The sequence below is a fragment of the Mesorhizobium sp. WSM4830 genome, from assembly GCF_055811495.1.
The window spans coordinates 113,794-133,679 of record NZ_JBVVQI010000004.1 but is presented as its reverse complement, the minus strand read 5'-3'; the positions used below and the strand labels follow the sequence as shown (position 1 = coordinate 133,679).

The window sequence follows — 19,886 nt, the reverse complement described above, 5'->3', positions numbered from 1 at the left end:
AATCGCTCACGAGTCCGAGCTTGCACATATCACCCTCGTCGACGCTAACCGATTTGCGGTTCGCTAGAAAGTACTGAAGCTATTCTGGCCAGATCATTGCCTGCAATGCGATTGGTACGGGTAGCCTTCGGGGCAAAACAGACTGACGCGAACGAAGACCGTCTTGGCGAAATTGACGGGCATAAAATGGTCCTGTCATCATCATAGGGTAAAGGTTGCGACTGGAGGCCATCTTTACGAATTGTCGCCCCCGCGCCGGCGGGCGTCGGCGCACCAAGGAACAACGGCGCATAAACCGAAGTCCTGCGCGCGTCCGCACCAGCGGGCGATTGTCGCGCGTGGGACGGAGGAAATTCGCCCCCGCCGCTGGCGGTGAACGGGGCAGCCGTAGGAGCGTCAGCATAGCGCCGGCCGCAGGACGGGACGCGGGACCGACTGTCCCCGTCCGCGGCGGTCCTCATGTTCTTCTGTCAGGATGGAAACAGGTCGGTCAAGATCGCGCGCAGTTGGCGCTGGACAGGAGCTAGATCCGATCACGCTTCGGTCGCCACGAAAGCTTCGAGCGAACTTGAGCGCTGCTCGTGATTCTAGTGTAGTAGGCTGACCCTTGGCACAGTCGACATGCTATGCGCCAGTCGTAGTATCCGCGTTCAGGAGAAAGCAAAGCTTCCACAACGACGAACGAGATGAGGCGCATCGCTGACGCCAAACCAGCAGGAGCAGACGATGTTGCGAGCAACTGAGTCAGCAAACCGGAGGTGCGTTCGGGATCACTGGACTGCGAAGGGAACAGGAAGGCTGCCTTGGGCGAGTGGAATTATCTACCAAAACGTCCTGCGGGAATGCAACTCGAGCGTTGGAAGCGGATGTGCGCGCACGCTCACGACCTCCTCGAGTTTGAACGCACTCAAGTCGCAGATCCGCACGATCCCCATGCCGCCCGTCTACGTGCGACCATTTCCATCAACAGCGGCATTGCCAGATGGCGCCACTTCCCGATGGCGCGGCAGGCAGTGTCTACCCTAGCCGAGTATCGCCAGCGGCGCGAACGCTGGATCGACGAAAATCCTGATCAGTTCCTTGATCGGCTAAGTACCGCAATCCGGAACCGGTCGACGCGACTCAAGCGGGACGATGGAGAAGCCTGGAGCCGCATGGTGAACGGCATAATCCTTGGGCACCAACGCATACAGTTCGCCGCCGGTCAGGGCGGCTTTCACGCGGGGGGACTCACTCGCTTAGCGGCAAACGCTGCTCTGTTCGAGGCGTGGGCGGAGCAACAGGAGTTGGGGAAGTGCGATTTTCTATACGTCTACGACTGCGGTTCGCATCCCCGCAAGAATGTTGAAGCCGAGATATCATACCTGCTCCGACGAAGCGGCAGTCGTCGGCTCGACTTCCTATTTCTTTCCCATTTTGACGCTGATCATGTCTCAGGTGTTCCGGCGTTGATCGGAGACGGCAAACTCAACGTTGATACAGTTGTCATCCCTTACGTAGACGATCTTGAGAAGGTGATCGCTCTTGCGCATGCAGGGACTCGCGCCGAACCTGCCGACGCCTTCTTCGTGGAACTCGTGATCGACCCCGTGCGCACGCTCAAGGACCTCGGTGCACGTCGAATTCTTCTGATGGACAACGGCGAGGGTCCCGCGCCTGATGCGCCCCTTGCTGGCCCGATCAGCGGTGGTCCGGAGGATATGCCATGGAAACTTGGGGCTGCTGGCGAAGAACGGCCTGAGGTTCGAAGCGTCGGTCAGGACTGTTTCTATGTTCGTGATGGAGTGATCAACATTGCAGGTGCCACTGGCATCGGACTGCAAACTACCTGGCGTCTTCTTCCCTATGTGCAGCGAGCTGACGAAGACGCAAAAAGTATTTTCGCAGAGACCGCAGAAATCCTTCTCGGATGGGATGAAGGGAGCTTTCGCACCCGCATCTCTGATATGAACGAACGGCGAAGGCTCGTGACCGAGCAGTCCGACCTGCTTGGCGAGGCATATCATCACGCTTTCGGCAACAAGAACGCAACAAGCCTGTCGCTCTACTCTGGGCCTGCAGATCCTTCTCGCGTTGGCGCGACAGTGATACGGCCCAACCTGGGACGCTGGCCCTCGGCGAAATTCGGCTGGCTGGGCACCGGCGACGCTCCACTTCGGAATACTGCCCTGGTCGATGCGTTTGAGACTCACTACGGTGAGTTGTTAAACGCCGTTTCCACTTTCATGTTTCCGCACCATGGCTCCATTCACAACAGCAATCCAAAGCGACTCATTGGCGATGCTGACATCTATTTCGCCGCAGCGGAGCCTGTGCGGGACGACTGGAAGCATCCCGCTCCACAGTTGCGTAAGGCCGTTGAGCAGGCGGGCAAGATCTTCCACCAAGTTAGCAGTGCGCGGGGCTCAAGGCTGGAGGAGGTCGCGGTCCTCTTTTTTCTACTCAATGAGTAGAGATAGGCGAGAAGCGCTACACCCTTGTCGTTAGAGTGTCTGCTTTTTGGTGCTCCCCCTAACCGGCGTCGGTGACCGAGATAGACGCATTGCGGTCCTGCACCCTTTTGGCCCGAAACCGGATTGGCCGCTTTTGGCCTCCGAAGCCGCAGTAAGCCCAATTGACAGTCTGAGGGTCACTCGCTTTGGTTGAGCGGTTCAGCCCATATCCTCGATGTTAGCGCGAAGCCCAGCGAGTTCGAGCGCGATCTGGCGCGTCCCAAGCATCTTGGCCGGGTTCGAGAAGCATTTGGCGGTGGGCGCGCGGTCGGCGACCCGGTAGACTCTCCAGAGCTCATAGCGCTCACGCTCGCGGAGCGCCTTCTCGAACTCCTGCCGGGGCCACTCGAAGCGCCCGTCGCTGCCAGTCGTCGACTTAACCTCGAGCCAGCGCGGGCGGCCTTCGGCGTCGATCGAACGAATGTCATGATCGGCGCCGGGCTGGCTGCGCGAAGTCCACACAACGTAGCGCTCGGGCTCGTCAAAGCCCATGGCCCGGACCTTCTCGATTTCCATGCGGTAGACAAGCGCCTCGCCGCGCTCGCCGACACGCCCGGCCCGTGCGATCTCCTCGGGCGTGGGCGGCAGCCAAACGCCCGACGACCCGCCGCCAGCGCGGTTTGACGGCTCGCGCGGCTCGATCTGCGCGCCCCGGGTATCGGCAACTGTCAGCGAGACCTCGTCGAGATTCGGCAGCTCGAAAGTTGCAACCGGCTCAGGCGGTGTCGGCGACGGGGGATTGGCCGCCGGAGCGGGTTGCGGATCGACGGGCGCGACCGGCTCGGTGTTGCTCGGGACGTTAGTAGCAAGATTGTCGAAGACTTGCCGCACTGCCAGCTCCTCGGCATCGTCCGCGACATCGTCCGCGACATCGTCATCCTCGTCGAAACCGAGGTCGAGGCCATCATCATTCTCTTCCGACCGGCGGTGCGGGATACCCATCATATCGAGATAGTCGGTGAGTTCCTCATGTGTCCCGCAAAGCAGCAGGGGCAGGAATGCGTTGGCGATTCCACGCATGGTCGCGACGCTGGTCGCTCCTGCGATTTCCGCGAGCGCTTCCGCGAGCATCAGCTGGACCGCCGACTTGTTCTTGGGCGGGACGAGCGCCAGCTGGTCACCGCTGAGGGCAAGCTGGGCGGGAACCAGCACAGTCGCGGCCCCGACGCCGTAGCGTCGATGAAGCGTCTGGTAGAAGGCGATCGAACGGACGCTGGAAAGGCGAGCTTGGATCGTTATCAGGCCCGACGGGACAAAGCCCTGATGCCCGTGCCGATTGCGATAGGCCACCTCACTCAGCGCCCACGCGAACAGCGGGCGGTGGAGCATGGCCAAGATGCGATCGCCCTGCTTGGGCTTGAACCAGAAGGGTGGGCGGCCGGGAGGCCCGAGCACCGGCTCGCTGGCGCCCGCGATCGCCGACAGCGGACGGATGCCCAGCACGGTATAGAAGGTGCGCGAACGGTCGGTCGTTTCGATGACGCCGATCTTACTGTCGGCGTCGCGCAACGCTTGCTGAAGCGCCGGGAAATCTGGTTCGACAAGCTGGCCGGCGCGTAGTTCGGCCAGTGTAAACAGGCGCGAGCGATCGTCGATAAGGCAGCGGACATCCTCGAGCCCAGCCGGCAACGCCGAAGGGCCGCGCAGCCGATAGGCCTCGAGCAGAATGCGCCGGCGGTTTTGATTAAGCGGCGCCTCTTGCGCCCAGGTCGTTCCGACATGCCGGAAGAAGCGTTGCCAATGGCTTTCGTTCGGGATCGATGGCGCCCCGAGGTCCTGGTAGGCACGGCCTGTCTCGTCGCTATGACGGTAGACCGGAATCGCCTCTGCGAGCGGGGCTGGGATGCGAGCGCTAACCAGGATATTCGAAGGCGCCTCGTATCCATTGCGCACCCAGCAGATCGGCAGATCGGCGATCTCGGCCCTAGCACGCCGCTCGCGGCTGATGGCGTCGACAAGCGCGGGGTAAAGGAGGTCCGGGCGGACCGGAGCGCTGCCTTGCTCCCGGGAAAGTTTGATCATATCAAGCAGCGTCTTTGAATCCGGCGCCTGCTTGAGCTTAAGCTTGCGATAGAGAAGCTCGTTGGCGCCAGCGACGATGAGGCTGTCGTTGCCGACGCAGAGGCGGTTGGTCGCGGTGTCGAGGTGCAACGTCGCGGGCGCGACGAGTGCGCCCGATCGCGCCTTTAGGCAGGGGATCGCGCGCAACGCTTCAATCGTCGTGCCGGTCAACAGACTAAGATTTTCGCTGAGCAGCTTCTCAAATTTGTCGGCCATACCCGGCCTATCGGCCAGCCCTCTAGCATAGCGCAGGAGGTCCGCGCCATTGAGCGTCTCGCGGAGGCGTAGCCGCGCAATCAGCGCGGGCGCGTTCAGCAACTCCTTGGACGGCGCATTGATCGCCGGATCGAGCAGACGAGCGAGCGGCGGCTTCAGCTTGACCATCGCATTTGGCGAAACCCACTCGCCCCGCTGGTTCTTGACCACCGGGTTGGCGCGCAGCGCACTCAGCGCCGCCCGACTGATGGGTGTCTCGCGCGTCAGCAGTTTGCGATAGAGCGTTTCGCGCTCGCGATCGTCGGGAGCGGCAGTCGCCGCGCGTCGCGCCGCGTCAATCAGCCAGCGCTCCTCGTCGAAAAGCTTGCAATGTCCCGAAATCGCCCTAAACGGCGCGAGCTCCGGATGAAGACGGTTGGCCATGGGCTCGGGACAGTCGTCCCAAAGCTCGGGATCGACAATCATCAGCTCGGTGGCCGGCCGCGGCAAGCCGGTATAGCTGAGTGTCGACGGTGTGCTGGCGAGGTCGGTCTTGAGCGGTTTGGTCAGTCGACGGGGAAAGGCGGAAAGCGCGGCCGCCTGACGCTTCTGCACGTCGATGCTGGAGATCCCTGCCGGATAGTCACTGTAGTAGAACTGGGCATCCTTGCCGAGAGGGGTGGCGAGGCCTTTACCCTCCTTGCCGGCGCATCTGAGCCGGACGAGGGACGCGATGGTGAATCGCTTCGCGCCGTGGGTCTCGACGAGATCGCACAGCCCCTGGTCGGCGGCGAGCGCCGGATCAAGATAACGATTGGCGGTGAGAAACCCGCCAAACTCCTCATCGGTAGGCAGGACGATCGTCGCGGCCGACGCGAACCGGTCATCGCCCTTCCCCTGGGTCGGCCAGCAGGCGTCCTTCGCAAGCCGCTCGGCAATCTTGGTAGCGAAGCGGTTTGGACTCGCGAGCCCACCCGCCGCGAGTGCCTTGAACGCGTCCGCGCCATAGCGGGCGAACCAATCGGTCTTGAGCAAGTCGATGGTCAGCTCGACCGCCTGGTCGATGAGCCAGTCGTTCCATACATGGTCTATGATACCGCTCCGGTCGGTATTGAGTTCGAAAGGAGCGCTGACACTGATGGCGCTGCCGGTCCGCGAGGAGGGTGCCTTCAACGGATAGTAGAAATGGCCATCTCCGCCAAGATCGACCCGCCGCCTGGCGATCGGAACCGACACGGCGATCTTTAGGCGGCCTTTGGGAAGTCGGTAATACGCCGGGAATGAGCGGCCGGCGTATTCAGGTGGAATCGAGACCGACCGCGAGAATTCTTCCTCTTGAAACGCCGTGGTCTTATCGATGCCATCAACGAGCCGGCCTTTGCGAGCGACCATCGTCGTGCCGGGTGCGCGGCAGCGGCCAGTGGTTGCATCTTGTTTCCAGCGCAGCGACCGTCCAGTGCGGATCGAGTGGACTTGGACCTCGCGGAGGCCCCGCTTCTGGCCCGTGAGCGCCAACTTGACCAGCGTGTCGGACATACCGGCCGCCATCAAGCTAAGGGAATGCTCCTCGCGCTCGACGGTGAAAGCCTCGAGCCTGTCAGTGGAAGTCTGCCGATACGGCACATGGATTCGCACACCCTTCTCGCCACGCCAGGCGGGGTCCGCCGCTTGCGCGGTTTCCTGCGTCTGGACATCCAGCAATGCGACCTTGCCGCCGGATCGCACATGGATGGCTTCGCCGAAGCGGAAGAGCGAACGCAGCCCAAAATTCTTCGAACCAATCCCATTCTCCTTGGGAGCCACGACCTCGCCGTGCCCACCGCCCATGACATTGCCTGTGCCAACGATGACTGAGAGCCGCTCCCAACCCTTGGTATCTATGGTCCTGCCGGTTCCGACGACCTCGAGCGAACGGCTGCCAAAGGTGAGCGTCAATGCGCGACCGCCGCCGTCGAACTCGTTCTGCACCAGTTCGCGCAAGACGTCGCCGGCGTCGTGGCCGGCTACGAATTGCTCGATGAAGCTCGAGCCGATCCGGATTTGACGATTGGCGCTAAAATCCGGTGGCACATATTCGGGTTCGTCGATCGGCGGAAGCGCGCTATGGGGTGGCACCCGCGCGGAGGCGGCCCGCGCGGGGCGCGCGGCGCCAGTATCCGGCACCACGCCGGCGATTTCGTCCAAATCCGTCACTTGAAGCCCCTCCCGCAGACCGCACCCCATACGGTCTGCTAAGATCTAGGGAGCGTGGGGGAGTGTTGCAACGGCATGGAACGGATCGAGCCTAGTGTTGGCGAAGATCGCGCGTTGATTTAGTGTGTGGCCGCAGTGGCCATCGCGACCTTATGGTCGTTCTGGGAAGTTTGGGGGTCCGATGGCGTCGCTGGACTACGAGATTGAGAAGGCGGCTTTTCATGAGTTCTATGACGCGTCGTGGGACGCGATGGAGGCGGCCGCCAGCGCCTTTCATACCTTGATACGATCCCTGCTCGCCACCGACGCGGTGATCGCCGGCGCCAAGGTCGAACGCCGGATCAAGGACCGTGACGAATGCCTGAGCAAGTTCCGCTTGAAATATCTAACCGCGCTTGAGAGTTCTGAAACGCCCTATGCCATCCGCGACCACGTCTCAGACCTTATCGGCCTGCGCGTGATCTGCTTCTACGAGGACGACGTCGAGCGCGTGAAGGCGCTTGTTGAGGAAGAGTTTGAGGTACTCGGCGTTACCGACAAGACAGCCCAGATGGAGGAGACGGCCGACGCCTTCGGCTACAAGGGCCTGCATCTCGACTTGCGCCTTAGCGAGGGGCGAAGAACTCTCAAGGAATATGCGGGATACGCGCAGTATCCGTTCGAGCTACAGATCCGGACCGTGGTGCAGGACTCTTGGAGCGTTCTGGACCACAAGATCAAGTACAAGAAGTCGATTCCGAATGGACTAAAGCGGCGTATCAACACGCTCGCAGCCCTGTTCGAACTCGCGGATCGCGAGTTTCGCGCCATTCGCGACGAAACGGCCAAGGAGATCGAACGCGCCGATACGCCTTATGCGGAAATTGAGGAGGAATCAGCGAGTCCGCGAATCGAAATCGAAACCGCCGCGGCGGCGCCACCACGCAACTACGCCCCGTTGAACGCCTTCAGCCTGCTGCGCATCGCGAAGCACTTCTTTCCCGGGGTCGATTTCGAGGCGCACAAAGTCGACGGCTTCACGCAACAGGTCATCAAGCTGAAGCCCGATATCAGTCGCGGCGAGTTCAACTTCTATTTGCGCGAGACTATTGGCGAGGTCCGCCGCTACAAAGCCGACTTCGAGGAACGACCAGATGGTGGGACGCTCAATCCCTTTACTGTCATGCGGCACTGCCTCTACGCAGGGGACAAAGACTTTTTCGCTTCGCTCCTTAGCGATAGGGCGAAGGATAACTTCGATAGATGGCGCGCCATGAACAGCGCCGACAGGGAAACCAGCATACGCGGACGCGAAATCGCGGCATCTGGGGGACCGAACGGGCGGCGGCTGAAAGGCGGTAAAAGGGCCACGTAATGGAGTGATCGTGTATCTGCTCAAATCCGCCGACCGCAGCGCTGTTGGCCGTGGGACGACATTCGAAATCTTAAGTGCATTGGAACCAACGGCCGGCCCGGGAAACCTCAAGAGACCATTTAAAACCTACAGGAGGGGAATAACCGACCGACGGGTATATAGGCTGAAACGGTCGCTGACCTTGGGTCGTCCTGCATTGGGTTGCCGCCACACGGTCGCGCTTTCGTACCGGCAACAGCTGCGCTTGTCATCTCGGGCCTTGGAAAGCCACGACAGCTAGGTTGGTTGTGCCCGGGTTGTGCGCGGCGGCGGCTAGCAGCGGACTCGTTTCGCTGCCCACAAGGACCATCGCTGTTGCCGGTTAGACAAGCTGGTGTGCGACGACACCTCGGCGGTGAACACACAAGGAAGGTCGCGGGTCCGGAGACGCTTCAGGCGGACGCCTCTGACCTCTAGGCCGCCCAGCCGGCATTCAACGATCTTCCTTTCGCGCCTCACGCAGTCGGAACGCGGCGCATTCGAGATCGTCGCCAGTAAACTCATTAGGGAACTTCTCGACGGCTGCCTCAATCGTCCAATCAAGCAGGTTGAGCATGTGAAGGCGTTTGAAGCCGCTCTGGATGTCGCCGCTTCGGACGAGCTTCGATATAGCGGGGATGGTGCCTAGCTGTTGACGCATCCCCATGAATACTGTTGGGATGTATCTTTTCTCGCGCCCTTTTTGGATCGTTTCGTCAATGAAGGCTTCAAGTGCTAGGCTTGCTTTGCGCATACCGCATTCCCATGCTTTCCGGTAAGCATATATGACCAAACGCAAGTCGATCAAAGCCATTTAAAAATGGGCATATTACAAGGCGGGCCACTTGATTTTGCTGGGCCGCGTCTTGGAAGCTACCTCAGGTCCCTCGCAGTCACTGTGGTGGGCAAGAAAGGCCCGTTGGCCAGGGGCAAAGGGAGGACCGCATGAGCGACATCACGAAGATCCTGGGACTGATCGAGAACTGCAATGATCCCGAAAAGCTGAGATCGTGGATCAGGAACGCCAGGGACAAGGGTGAGCCGGGTGTCGCCGACGCCGCTTTCCGCAAGCTGGTTTCGGTCCTGCCCAAGGAGAAGCCGGGGACCGTGGAGCATGATTTCTGGCAGACGATACATGCCTTCGAGCATGTCCTGTCCGAAGAGCGGGGAAAGACGACCCGGCTCGCGCGCACAAGGCAGAAAGCCGCAAGGGCGGGGGTGGTCCAGACGCTTCACGACTGGGCCACGAGCGCCAAGAGCACCGACGGCTTTGTCATGCTGCTGGAACGGAACATGCCGGAGCTGACCGGCGAGGCGATCGTGCTGCGGCACGCGCCGCACTTTGGCGCGGAGGTCGTCGCGGCGGCCAGGCGCAGGCTGGAGGCAGCGGATATCGATATTGCCACGCTTCCTGGCGCCACACCTGCCGAATGACTGTCCGCAAGAAGGGCGACCGTCTGAAGTTGCCGCCGATCGTGGCGGGCGAGTGGCACGGCGAGATCGTAGCCCCGGCCAGCGTCAACTTCGGCCAGGTGGTCCAGCCAGGCCCGCCCCGCCAGTCGGTCGAGTTCACCTATGTCATTCTCCCCGCCACCCTCATCATGCCGGACGCGGCGTTCAGGTGGCCGGGCATCGTCATGATCATGGCGCCCACGCCCTTGAAGACGGAGTTCCCAGACGCGGGCACGCTCTTCCCGACCGATCGCCTGCCGTCGCTGAGCCTCTCCCTCCAAGTCACCAGGGCGCAGTTTTCGGACATGCTGCCTCGCATCGAAGCGCGGCGGTTCAAGGACTTTTATTTCACCGTGGAGGAGGCAAGAGAAGGTTCCTGGCCTGTGCGCAGCTGGGGCATGGGAACCATGACGGCCTAGCGCGCCGGCTCCGCCCCCATTCCATCCGTCTCGGCGATGGCAGGGTGCGGCTGCAGCGTCCTGGCCATGATCGCCATCCGGGCGGCCTTGACATGTGCGGTGTCGAGCACCTGGACACTCTTTCTCGTCGCCGGCTTTCAACGGCTGTGGCTGCGCCCCTGCGGAGCGCTATGGATCGACCACATCGGCCATTTCCAGGTAGCGGCAGAAACCGTTGGCAAGCTGCATCTGGCGCGGCGTCCGGCATTCCGGCTCGAACACGTCCGGATTGGCCACAAGAATGCACTGTGCCTTTGCGCGGGAGGTGGCCACATTGAGGCGGTTCGCGCTGTAGAGGAACTCCATGCCACGCGGGGCGTCGGCATGGCTGGAGGTCGTGATGGAATAGATCACGATGGGCGCCTCCTGTCCCTGGAACTTGTCAACCGTCCCTACCCTCGCACCGGGGAGGCGTGCCTGGATTTCAAAGACCTGCGCGTTGTAGGGCGCGATAACCAGGATGTCGGCCAGGGTGAGCGACGCCTCGTGGCCCTCGCGGTCGCGCCAACGTGCGCCCGACGCAAGGATCCCCAGCACAATATTGCGGATACGGTCGGCTTCCTCCGGGCTGGAATTCTGGTTGCCGCTGTGCTGCACCGCGACATAGCGCAAGCCGCTCCCGCCAAGCGGGCCGTCCATCAGGATGGCCTGGTTCTCGAGACCGGGACGGGGAAGGAGGCGGCTTTCGTAGAACAGCTCGGAGGTGAACTGGCAGATGTCAGGGTGGAGGCGCCAGGTCTGGTCGAGGAACAGGCCCTCATCCTCGGCGATGGTCTGCCGTCCGCCGAGAAGGTGATCGAGGGCCGAGACCTCCGTACCTTCGGGATGCGAGCCCTGCATCGGCTGCTCAAGCTGTTGCGGATCGCCAAGCAGGACAAGGCTGGCCGCGGCCGGCGATATGGCAAGCACGTTGGCGAGCGACATCTGCGCGGCCTCGTCCACGAACAGCACGTCGACGAGGCCAGCCGCATCGGGCCGGGCCCACAGGAACCCCGTGCCGCCGAGCACGTGGTAGCCGCTTGCAAAGGCGCCGAGGGCCTCGGGGTTCTTGGTGGTGAAGGTGAGGTGCGGGACATTGTCTTCCGCATCCGTGACCTTGTGCAGGCACTGCAGGTCGAAGTCTTCCTTCGCAGCTTCCTCGGCGGCCTTCGCGAGCAGGTTGCGAATGACCTTGTGGCTGTTGGCGGTCACCCCGACGCGAAGGCCGGCCCTGACCAGCGCTAGGATCGCGTAGGCGCCGGTATGGGTCTTGCCCGCGCCAGGCGGTCCCTGGATGGCGAGCACGCCCTGCAAGGCCGGGACGAGGCGGCAGGCCGCATCGACCGGGCTCTCGTCCGGCTGGCGCAGCGCCGCGCCGCCGGCATCGGGCGGCCGCCGCAGCAGCAGATCGCGCGCCGCCTTGTAGGCACCGGGACCGGCGATGCCATGATCGGCAACGTATTCGCCGATCTGCACCAGGGACTCGGCCAGGACAGCCGTGTCGATATAAGTATGGGCGAAGATCGCTTCGGGGTGAAAACCGGCAGTGTCGCCCCGCTTCTTGATGTCGATGAAGCGATGTTCCAGGTCGACGCCCTCGACCTTGCCGAATCGCTCGCCGCCGACGCTGCGCAAATCCTCCCCGCCGCGAAACTCCGCATCCTGCGAGGGAAATCGATAGCGGTGGATAGGAGCCTTGGCGGTTCCGCCCACGGTATCCACGAACTCGAGGCCGGCGATGCCTGCCCGCTCGTCCTCCAGCTCGTCCGCGGACAGCGCTGCCAGCCGGAAATATTCCCACCAGGTCGCCTTCTCTTCCCGGCGATGCCAGTCGAGCACGTTCGCCAGCACGTAGAGCGCCTGCTGCTCTGCGCTACGTTCCGCGGCGTCCACCGGAATGCCATCGGTCAACTTGGCCACAACTGCATCGATCCGCGCCTGCCAGTCTGTAATATCCGGCGGAGCGCCCTCTCCAGGCGGAGCCGGCCGGGGAATTTCCACGCCTGAGGCGACCGCGCCAGTCCGCAGGCGCTCCAGCCAGTCCCGAAGCCGCTGCGTCGAGACGCAGTCATCTTGGTTGTAGCCCGTCACGACGGCCCGATCTTCCGCATTGATGCCGCCTGCATCCCCGAGCTCCAGGCGGGCCTGGACCTTGCTCAAGGCATAGTTGGCATCGGGCAGCGACACCGCGCGTACGAATTCGTAGAGCGGCTCCAACTTCTTGATGGAATAGCTCTCGACGCTGGCGCGGATGGCGTGGCGAACCACCGCGTAGAGATCGACCAGGACCTGCCCGCGCAACAGCGTGTCGATCTCTTCCTCGCGCGTAGCGTAGCGCCCCATCAGGCGTTTGAGCGCACCCACCTCATAGGCCGCGTAGTGATAAATGTGCATGCCGGGATGGTGCGTTCGCTGCTCGATCACGAAATCAACGAAGCGTTCAAAGGCGGCCTTTTCCTCGGCCGGCGTGAGACACCAGTCGGCGACGTAAGTGAGCGCGCCCTCGGCGTCCTTGAAGGCATAGCCGAAGAGATATTCGAGGCCGCCTTCGCCGACGAAGGGGTCGCCTTCGAGATCGAAGAAGATGTCGCCGTCATCCGGCACCGGCAGGCGGCACAGGCCAAAGCCCGGTTCTATCGGCAGCGCATCATGGAGCACCTGCCCGGCCTCGCGCCCCGCGACCTGGATCCGGGCCTGCTCCCGGATGCGATTATAGGACGAGGCGGCGCCGCGCTCCGGCTTCCACGGCAGCGGAAGCGGGAGCTCGGCCAGCGCGGTCATGGTGACCACGTCGTGGCCGGCGAGCTCGCCGCGCTGCACGGCCGTGATCCCGGCCACAAGGGAGAGGTGGTCGTCCTGGTGGCGCTGGTCGTCGCATGGGCCCCGCCAGCGGCAGATATCGCAATGAGCGACCGGCTCCGGATAGGTGCCGCCGTTTCCGTTCAAGGACGCGACGAAGCGTTCCCGGACATTGCGATAGTAGGCGGCATAGTCGCTGACCCGAAAGACCTCCGGCTCGAAGCCGGTAAGGGGCGCGACAACGTAGGCGTATTCTGGCACGAGGCCCTGCACCTGCCCGACGAGGTCAGAATAGAGGCAGAGCTGCAGCACCGTCCCGCCCTTGGTCTCGCGGGCGAGCTTGGTGTCGACGACTTCATAGGACCATTCGCCGAGATCGCTTGGCGTCTCGACGCGCCGGAGGATATCGGCCCGGCCCGTGAAGGGCGGCGCGCGCAGCGCCGCCTGCACGACGATCTGCGCGCCGGAGCGCATCACCTCGATCGTGGCTGCCACCGAGCTGTCATCGATGCCCTTGCCCTCGATGACCGCGACTGTAAGGCCGGACGCGCGCAGGTGATCGACATAGGCCGCCTCGTGCGCGGCGCCGCGCTGCTGCAGGATCTCGAGCAGTGGGTCCCAGATCTTCGGCTTTTCGAGCGCGCCGGCCGCCACCTGGAGGTCAAGCGCCGTCAGGTGGCCGCAGTTCAAGTGGCCGACCAGGTCGGAGGCGCTAAGCTGTAATTGGGAGCCGATTCTCAGCATAGACAAAGTCTACGCAGATTGGCGGCAGCCCGGCAATTCGGCTGATATCGCCGCCTTCATCGCTTGAACGGTGTTGTCTGCCGTCGTTTCCGCTACCAGTAGCGAACGGCACGGGATCGGTCGGCGCGATGTTGTAGGCCGACGCATCGTTGCGCTGCCTATTCCACGTCCCGGTAAGCCGATAGATCCTGACATCAGTTGCGACCACGACACCAATCTGGTCCTGACTTCCTGTGACCTTCCTCTATTCAGCCTCGAGCCATCGGCCGTATCATCGGCGCAGGCAAAGAGCCGACAGGGAGGGCAGCAATGCCGCAGGGATTGCGCGAGTGTTTTGCTTACTACGGGACCGTCCCGGCTAACCCGAGATGGAGTTGGTCTGCACGCACTTCGGACGGGAGCGCTGTCGTAGTCACCCTTTGGCAGGACCGCCTTTTTCGCCAGGGCAATCAACTCATCTATGATGATGTCGCGATCGACACGAAGGCCTGGAGTCCGAGACTGGGAAACAAGGAACGACTGGAGAACCTCCAGTGGGCACGCGATCACAACAGTGGCCGCTTCCGGGTCATCATCAGGATTGCCAAGGATCTCAATCAGCAGCCCCGAAATGCGCGGCCAGAGAACTACGTGCAGCCTAATCTTTGGATGACGCTGACCTATCTGGACGAGGCGACTGGAGAATTTCGGGCGGCAGGCCCTTTTGCGGACTGGGATTCGACTGAACTGGACGTACCCAGCACTATCCAGGCCGGACGCAAGGCCCAGCGACTTCCAGCAGCCGTTTTGAGGCGTGTTGAGCCGCCGATGATAGAGGACGCTATTGACTCGTTTATGGCCGGCATAGCGCACAATTTTGGACAATCCACAGACTACGATCTTCTCCTGCCGTCAGGCGAAAGACTCCCCCCGAAAGCAGTCTTCGGCATCGCGTTGGCTCCGGTCATCGGCAGGCCTGCCAGGCCGTCCGATTTCACGGCCGGCTGGGGAGAGCCTTGTTTCGACATCATCGAACGTGCTGGCTATCCCATTGTCCCAAAGGAAGAAGAACTGCATCCGTCACATTATGATGACGACCTGTCGGCGACCGAAGGCTCGCAGAAACTCGTTGAACATCTTCAAAAGGAGCGCGCCAGGGGCCTTGCACCGATGAAGAAGCAATGGTTCGTCAAGCAACACGGCTACCTATTCTGCGAGCGCTGCGAGGTCATTCCTTCTCAAAGTCTTGGACCGTTCGGCGATGCCTGCATCGAAGTGCATCATAAGACCGTTGCTGTCGGCAAAATGAGTGGTCCAACGCGGACGAGGCTTGCCGATTTGCAGTGCCTCTGCGCGAATTGTCACCGCATCGTCCATCGCGAAATGCTTTGACCGTCGGCCCCCCGAGCCAAGACTCGGACCGAGACCTTCGCCTGCTTGATCACGTCGAGACTGGTTTCGCCCGTCGTCCTTCGCGGGTCCAACCCTCGCCGGAACACCACGAAATATCACTCGCGGCAAGCAGCATACCGATCTTCTCCGGCTCCTGCGACCGCGTCGGCGAAACGTCCGAAAGGGCGCTCAGCGGGTGCCGACCATCAAAGCTTCGACACGACGTGTCAAAGTGGTTCTCCCAAATGGCCAGCCGCCATCGACGAAACCGTCAAATTATGGCGGCAAATTTCTTTGTTACCGCGTCGAAGCCCTTCTGCGTTGGGTGCAACTCGTTTGCCCACCAAGTCTTGTAAGATGCGCCTGTCGAAAGCGTGCCCCGCAAATTCAGAAATCTAACGTGTCCGAAAGGGGACTTGCCGGCGAGGCCGGCTAGCATCGTATCAAAGCGGTCAATAAGCTCGACACAGATTTGCTTTCGCTTGTTCATCTCCAAGTAACCCTTCCGGCGAAAGCCTGGCTCAAGCCAGGGGCCAGGAAGAGGCCCCCAGCCACCGGCGAAACCCCTACCATCAGGTACCGGATAGTCATACCCGTGAACCACGATCGGAACGGGATGACCAAGGTGATGTTTGCAAATTGCAGTTATGGCACTCAGGATTGTAGCGTAGGCGTCACGCACGCGCAGATCGATGACGCCCGTAACGATCGAATCGTTGAGGCCGGGGTAGCCTGATGTTGCGTGGTTGAGCAGAATGGCAAACTCGTCCCCCGCTACGTCATTGCCACCTCCTGACAGAAGGATCGCACGCGGTTCAACGCCCATACGGAGAACCTTTTCGACCCGCCGCGAGAAATCGTCGAGTTGTCCGTCCGAATAAGCCATGTCTTCGACTGTGTCGCCGCGGTGGGCTGCAGACTCCACATCGAACCCGTAGCTGTCCTCAAGATCGCTCAGGATATCGTGAAACGGATAGTCGAACCACGAGTCCCCCTCAGCGATTAGGACACCCATGCTAGCATGCGTGACGGGGGCCTTGGTGAGCGCACGTTTTGCCGGCTCTACCTTCAATTTTGCCCTTGCCAGCACGCGCCGTCGCTTTTCGATTGCTTGGGCGCGGCGTTTTAGCGTGGCTGCAGCAAGTGCCTTACCAACCGCAATCGCCTTAGAAATATTCTGTCTCTTCGCCATCGATTCCCCTCCCCTCAAATGATAAGTGACCAAGTACAAACGACAACATGACCGTCCGACATTCCCGGGCAACATACACCATAGGCAACAGATTGCACAAACGACCTTGCCAGATAGTACGAAGAAAAGCGAGAAGATCGATTGCAAAAAGTTGAATTTTAATCTATCGTTCTCCTTTAGTTATGTTTTGTGGGTGTTGGTCTTGCCGCAGACATAGAATCTTGCGGGCTGATCACCACTTCATCGCTTGCGCTGCAGGTTTTGAAGGATCAAAAAATAGTTTGTGGACCTTCGCGTGACGTTCGCTGCTTTGCGTTTTGCTTCCGAAGATCGAAATGTGGTTCAACAAAAAGACGAGCCAAGGCCATAACATTCGGGGTCTGCAATTCGCCACTGGAATAGGGGGACTCTCGCATGGCCCGTGATACAAACCATTCCAGGGACCTCACCCGCGACCTCTGTGAGGTACCAGAGGAATATCCTTCCGGATTCCTTGAAAAGTCTCCGCCTTTCGCAGCAACAGCCACGCCGTTTCCGATCGACGTCGATCTCGCTCTGCCGGCGGCCGGCCTGTATGGCTACAAGCTGCCAAAATATCGTTTTGGGATCGCACAGGCGGTCGCGGCTACCGAGGAAGTCGGGCGCATCTGGGCGCTGCGGCGCGCCTCGCCGCGCCTTGGCATCGGCGACATCAGCAAGAAAGGTGGCGGAACGATCCCCGACCACGGCTCGCATAAGCTTGGCCGCGACATCGACATGGACATGTTGCGCAACGATGGGACGGAAACCGACTCCGGGCGCATCACGTATCGAAGCCCAAACTACTCGCTCGAGTTCACGCAGGAGCTGGTCGATCTGTGGCATGCGAACGGCGTCCTGGCGCTCAAGGTGATTTTCTTCAACGACCCCGACATCGTCGGCGCCAATTGGGAAGACAATCACGACAACCATTTGCATATGCGGCTGTTTTTTCCGGGCGAAGCCTCTGACTATCCATTCCTTCAAGTCGGGAGCAAAGGCGCCGCTGTACGGGAACTACAGCGGCGTCTCGGGTTCTGGCGATTGATAGACAGCGTCGACATCGAAGAGTTGATGATCGACGGCGATTTCGGCAACAGAACGGACGTTGCCGTACGCCGGTTTCAGACGCTTGCTGGGTTCAAGCCCGACGGAAGGGCCGGAGATCAGACCTGGAAGGAGCTACCGGTCGCCGTCTAACGTGGCAAAGGGGGGTACTCAATGGATCGATACGGCTCGGTTGCCTGGAAAAGGGGCATGCAGGATTCGACGTATGTCGCACAACTACAGAGAGATCTAAAGCAACTCGGCTTTGCTATCGTCGGCACAGCCGACGGCGATTTCGGCGGCAGGACTTTCTGGGCTCTGCGGGAATTCCAGTCATATTCCAAGTACGCGACTGTAGCGCAATTGAATGGAACATCGGGGCCACTGTTCGACCGGCTAGTACCGGTTAAGACCGGGGCCAATCAGTACCAAGGACATGTCGATGGCATCGCGAATACGGAAACGCGAACTCTTCTGGAGCACTGGCTCGCCTCAGATTGGCGCTGCCCAGTGGTGATCAACGTCTGGAAGCTCAATTCCAGTGGCACGAAGAAATCGCTCGAAGCTCAGAACGTCTGGCTATACAACGATCACGACGTTTCCAGTTCCAAGGTCGCTTTTTTTGCCCATGACTTGAGCGGGCATTTTCCTCACACGGGCGTTTTAGCCGACGGAACGACTCTTTTAGGACGCTATATTAAATACCCTGGCTTTGGCGGACCTCTGTCGACGCCGCCACAATTCACACAGCCGTCGGCGGAGATCACGCCCGATAACCTGATCGGGAGAAGCTATCCTCAGCTGAGCCCCGCCGAGCAGTCAACCTTCCGTGTCGTCCGGGCGGTTTCCGAGGTCGAGTGCCTCGGATTCTTTGACTGTATCAATGCATATGACAGCGCTATCGCGTCGATCGGACCCTGCCATTGGACGCTTGGTTTGGTAAAGCGGTCAAATGGTGTCGGACAGGTCTATGACGGTGAGCTGTGCGGCACACTCGCCTATGCCGCGTGGCAGGCGCAAGCCGCGTTTGATTTCTACTTCTCATTTTTCGGCGTGAACGTACGCGACAACTGGATTGATCAAAAGGGCATTCCTAACGGCAAGCGCCTGTTCAGCCAGTCGCTCCGAAAATATGCATCCTGGCTCGCCTTCCCGGATGAGAACGGGGACTACAAGCCCGCTCCGTCCGCCGAGCAAGACGGCAACTATTTTAAGTCTTGGCATTGGATCTACCGCTTTACCGCGGCAATGCGCGAATCGCAGGCGTTACGCAGCGCCATTTGGGACGTCGCTAGGATCCGCCTGCGTGATGTCGGGAGCATTCCTGTCAACGTGGGCGGTATCAGTAGACAGGTCGACGAAGTCTTTACCTCCGAAAAGGCCCGCGCTTTGCTCCACCGCTGGCATATATATCGACCGGCCGAGATTGCATCATCCGGGCCTGGCAGGGCGCTGAAGAGGATGGTGCAACTAGCAACACAATCAAGAGTAGGCGGCGGCTGGGCGGGAAATCCAACGGGCTGGACCGATGGCCACGAGAAGGCGCTCATCGCTGCAATCGATCAAACGGTCCAAGAGCTTGGCAATACAGACCTTAAGAATACGGTCTCATATGTAGAGTCCTGGCCATCGTGGAAGGAGGGTACCAACCCACGAAACTACCAGCTCTCCGACGGCCTCGCAAAATTAAGTGCAAGGCGGAACTCCTTCATGTTTCATGATGCGGCGCTGCCACCTCAGCCCTACCGTTAACAACGAGAAGCGCTCGCGAACAGCTTCGCTAAAGTCGAGCTACACTACGAAAGCGTTGCTTTAGCGAGGATGCGCTGACGACCCGACGCATCGTACCTGTGTCGGTCAAATGCACTTAGGAAGAGGCCGAGACTGAGTTTTACTTTTTCCGGGACGTTCGCTTAGACTTTTTATGCAAGTTGATTTTCTTTGCGACATTCTTTCTGACCAACGTTTCCAGATCGAAGCTCGCGCCTCCGGAAACGACAACGTCAATACCTTTCGGCGGTGATGCAAGACTCCACAGGTAATTCAGGATCGCTTCAGACCGATCGCATATGCAACCATGAGTATAGTCTCTTTTCCTCTTTTTCCCATGGACATAGTCGCCGTGATCGGGGGCTCCTCCTGTTGGATTCAAACGGGCTCGAATGGTGCCCCATTCCACCTGCATGTCCCAATGTACACCTTGATTGTCCTGGACGTCGCTGCTGACCTTCTGGATGCCATAGTACGGCTTCAGAGTTCCGTCCGAGTTAGCCTCGTTCGTATCCTCTCCGCCGTGAATGTCGAGCCGCAAGCGGTATTTACCATCATCTAGTGGATTGAACGAATTCCCGCCAGAAAAAGCGGTCGATTTCATTACGACCGTTGTGCCATCGAGCAGCGCCAGATCACCGGTGACCGCACTTTCCGAGTTTGTCCCGGATTTTGTGAACGTAATACTGAGTGCCATGACTGTATTCCAGACCAGGCGTGGGATAGGCTTCTGTAGTTTACAT

At 60.6% G+C, this 19,886-nt stretch carries 12 protein-coding genes; 7 read left to right on the top strand and 5 right to left on the bottom strand.

The genetic code is table 11. The features are described from left to right. The first annotated feature begins 803 nt into the window (after positions 1-803). Positions 804-2,453, top strand: coding sequence for an MBL fold metallo-hydrolase (locus tag AC0L2Y_RS07580; protein ID WP_473555001.1), 1,650 nt, complete (start codon positions 804-806; stop codon positions 2,451-2,453). Between the two features lie 198 nt (positions 2,454-2,651). Here the strand turns inward: AC0L2Y_RS07580 and AC0L2Y_RS07575 are convergent, their stop codons facing one another. Next, positions 2,652-6,932: a protein NO VEIN domain-containing protein gene (locus tag AC0L2Y_RS07575; RefSeq protein WP_473554998.1), complete on the bottom strand. Its 4,281-nt coding sequence runs from the start codon at positions 6,930-6,932 to the stop codon at positions 2,652-2,654. A 190-nt stretch (positions 6,933-7,122) separates the two neighbouring features. Here AC0L2Y_RS07575 and AC0L2Y_RS07570 point away from each other — a divergent pair, with 190 nt between their 5' ends. Next, positions 7,123-8,295 (top strand): GTP pyrophosphokinase, encoded by a 1,173-nt coding sequence (locus tag AC0L2Y_RS07570; RefSeq protein WP_473554997.1) that lies wholly within the window; start codon positions 7,123-7,125, stop codon positions 8,293-8,295. Positions 8,296-8,767: 472 nt separating this feature from the next. Here AC0L2Y_RS07570 and AC0L2Y_RS07565 read toward each other — a convergent pair whose 3' ends face one another. Further along, complete coding sequence (locus tag AC0L2Y_RS07565; RefSeq protein ID WP_473554995.1) at positions 8,768-9,067, bottom strand: hypothetical protein; 300 nt, start codon at positions 9,065-9,067, stop codon at positions 8,768-8,770. Between the two features lie 191 nt (positions 9,068-9,258). Here AC0L2Y_RS07565 and AC0L2Y_RS07560 point away from each other — a divergent pair, with 191 nt between their 5' ends. Together AC0L2Y_RS07560 and AC0L2Y_RS07555 are read left to right on the top strand one after the other, a co-directional pair. Next, positions 9,259-9,747, top strand: a complete 489-nt coding sequence (locus AC0L2Y_RS07560; RefSeq protein ID WP_473554993.1) for a hypothetical protein — start codon at positions 9,259-9,261, stop codon at positions 9,745-9,747. After that, positions 9,744-10,184, top strand: coding sequence for a hypothetical protein (locus AC0L2Y_RS07555; protein WP_473554992.1), 441 nt, complete (start codon positions 9,744-9,746; stop codon positions 10,182-10,184). The genes AC0L2Y_RS07560 and AC0L2Y_RS07555 overlap by 4 nt, the downstream gene beginning before the upstream one ends. A 168-nt stretch (positions 10,185-10,352) precedes the next feature. Here the strand turns inward: AC0L2Y_RS07555 and AC0L2Y_RS07550 are convergent, their stop codons facing one another. Continuing rightward, positions 10,353-13,745: a TM0106 family RecB-like putative nuclease gene (locus AC0L2Y_RS07550; protein ID WP_473554989.1), complete on the bottom strand. Its 3,393-nt coding sequence runs from the start codon at positions 13,743-13,745 to the stop codon at positions 10,353-10,355. A gap of 309 nt (positions 13,746-14,054) precedes the next feature. Here AC0L2Y_RS07550 and AC0L2Y_RS07545 point away from each other — a divergent pair, with 309 nt between their 5' ends. Then, positions 14,055-15,116: an HNH endonuclease gene (locus AC0L2Y_RS07545; RefSeq protein WP_473554987.1), complete on the top strand. Its 1,062-nt coding sequence runs from the start codon at positions 14,055-14,057 to the stop codon at positions 15,114-15,116. 271 nt (positions 15,117-15,387) lie between these two features. Here the strand turns inward: AC0L2Y_RS07545 and AC0L2Y_RS07540 are convergent, their stop codons facing one another. After that, a complete protein-coding gene (locus AC0L2Y_RS07540) occupies positions 15,388-16,308 on the bottom strand; it encodes an SGNH/GDSL hydrolase family protein (protein WP_473554986.1) in 921 nt (306 codons plus the stop codon). Between the two features lie 414 nt (positions 16,309-16,722). Between AC0L2Y_RS07540 and AC0L2Y_RS07535 the strand changes: the two genes are divergently transcribed. Together AC0L2Y_RS07535 and AC0L2Y_RS07530 are read left to right on the top strand one after the other, a co-directional pair. Beyond that, positions 16,723-17,526, top strand: coding sequence for a peptidoglycan-binding domain-containing protein (locus AC0L2Y_RS07535; RefSeq protein WP_473554983.1), 804 nt, complete (start codon positions 16,723-16,725; stop codon positions 17,524-17,526). Positions 17,527-17,583: 57 nt separating this feature from the next. Then, entirely contained in the window at positions 17,584-19,125 is a 1,542-nt protein-coding gene (locus AC0L2Y_RS07530) for a peptidoglycan-binding domain-containing protein (protein WP_473554982.1), read from the top strand. Between the two features lie 139 nt (positions 19,126-19,264). On the opposite strand, the gene AC0L2Y_RS07525 is transcribed toward AC0L2Y_RS07530, so the two are convergent. Further along, the gene (locus AC0L2Y_RS07525; RefSeq protein WP_473554979.1) at positions 19,265-19,840 is read right to left on the bottom strand and encodes a hypothetical protein; all 576 of its coding nucleotides are present in this window, start codon (positions 19,838-19,840) and stop codon (positions 19,265-19,267) included. Positions 19,841-19,886: the final 46 nt, after the last annotated feature.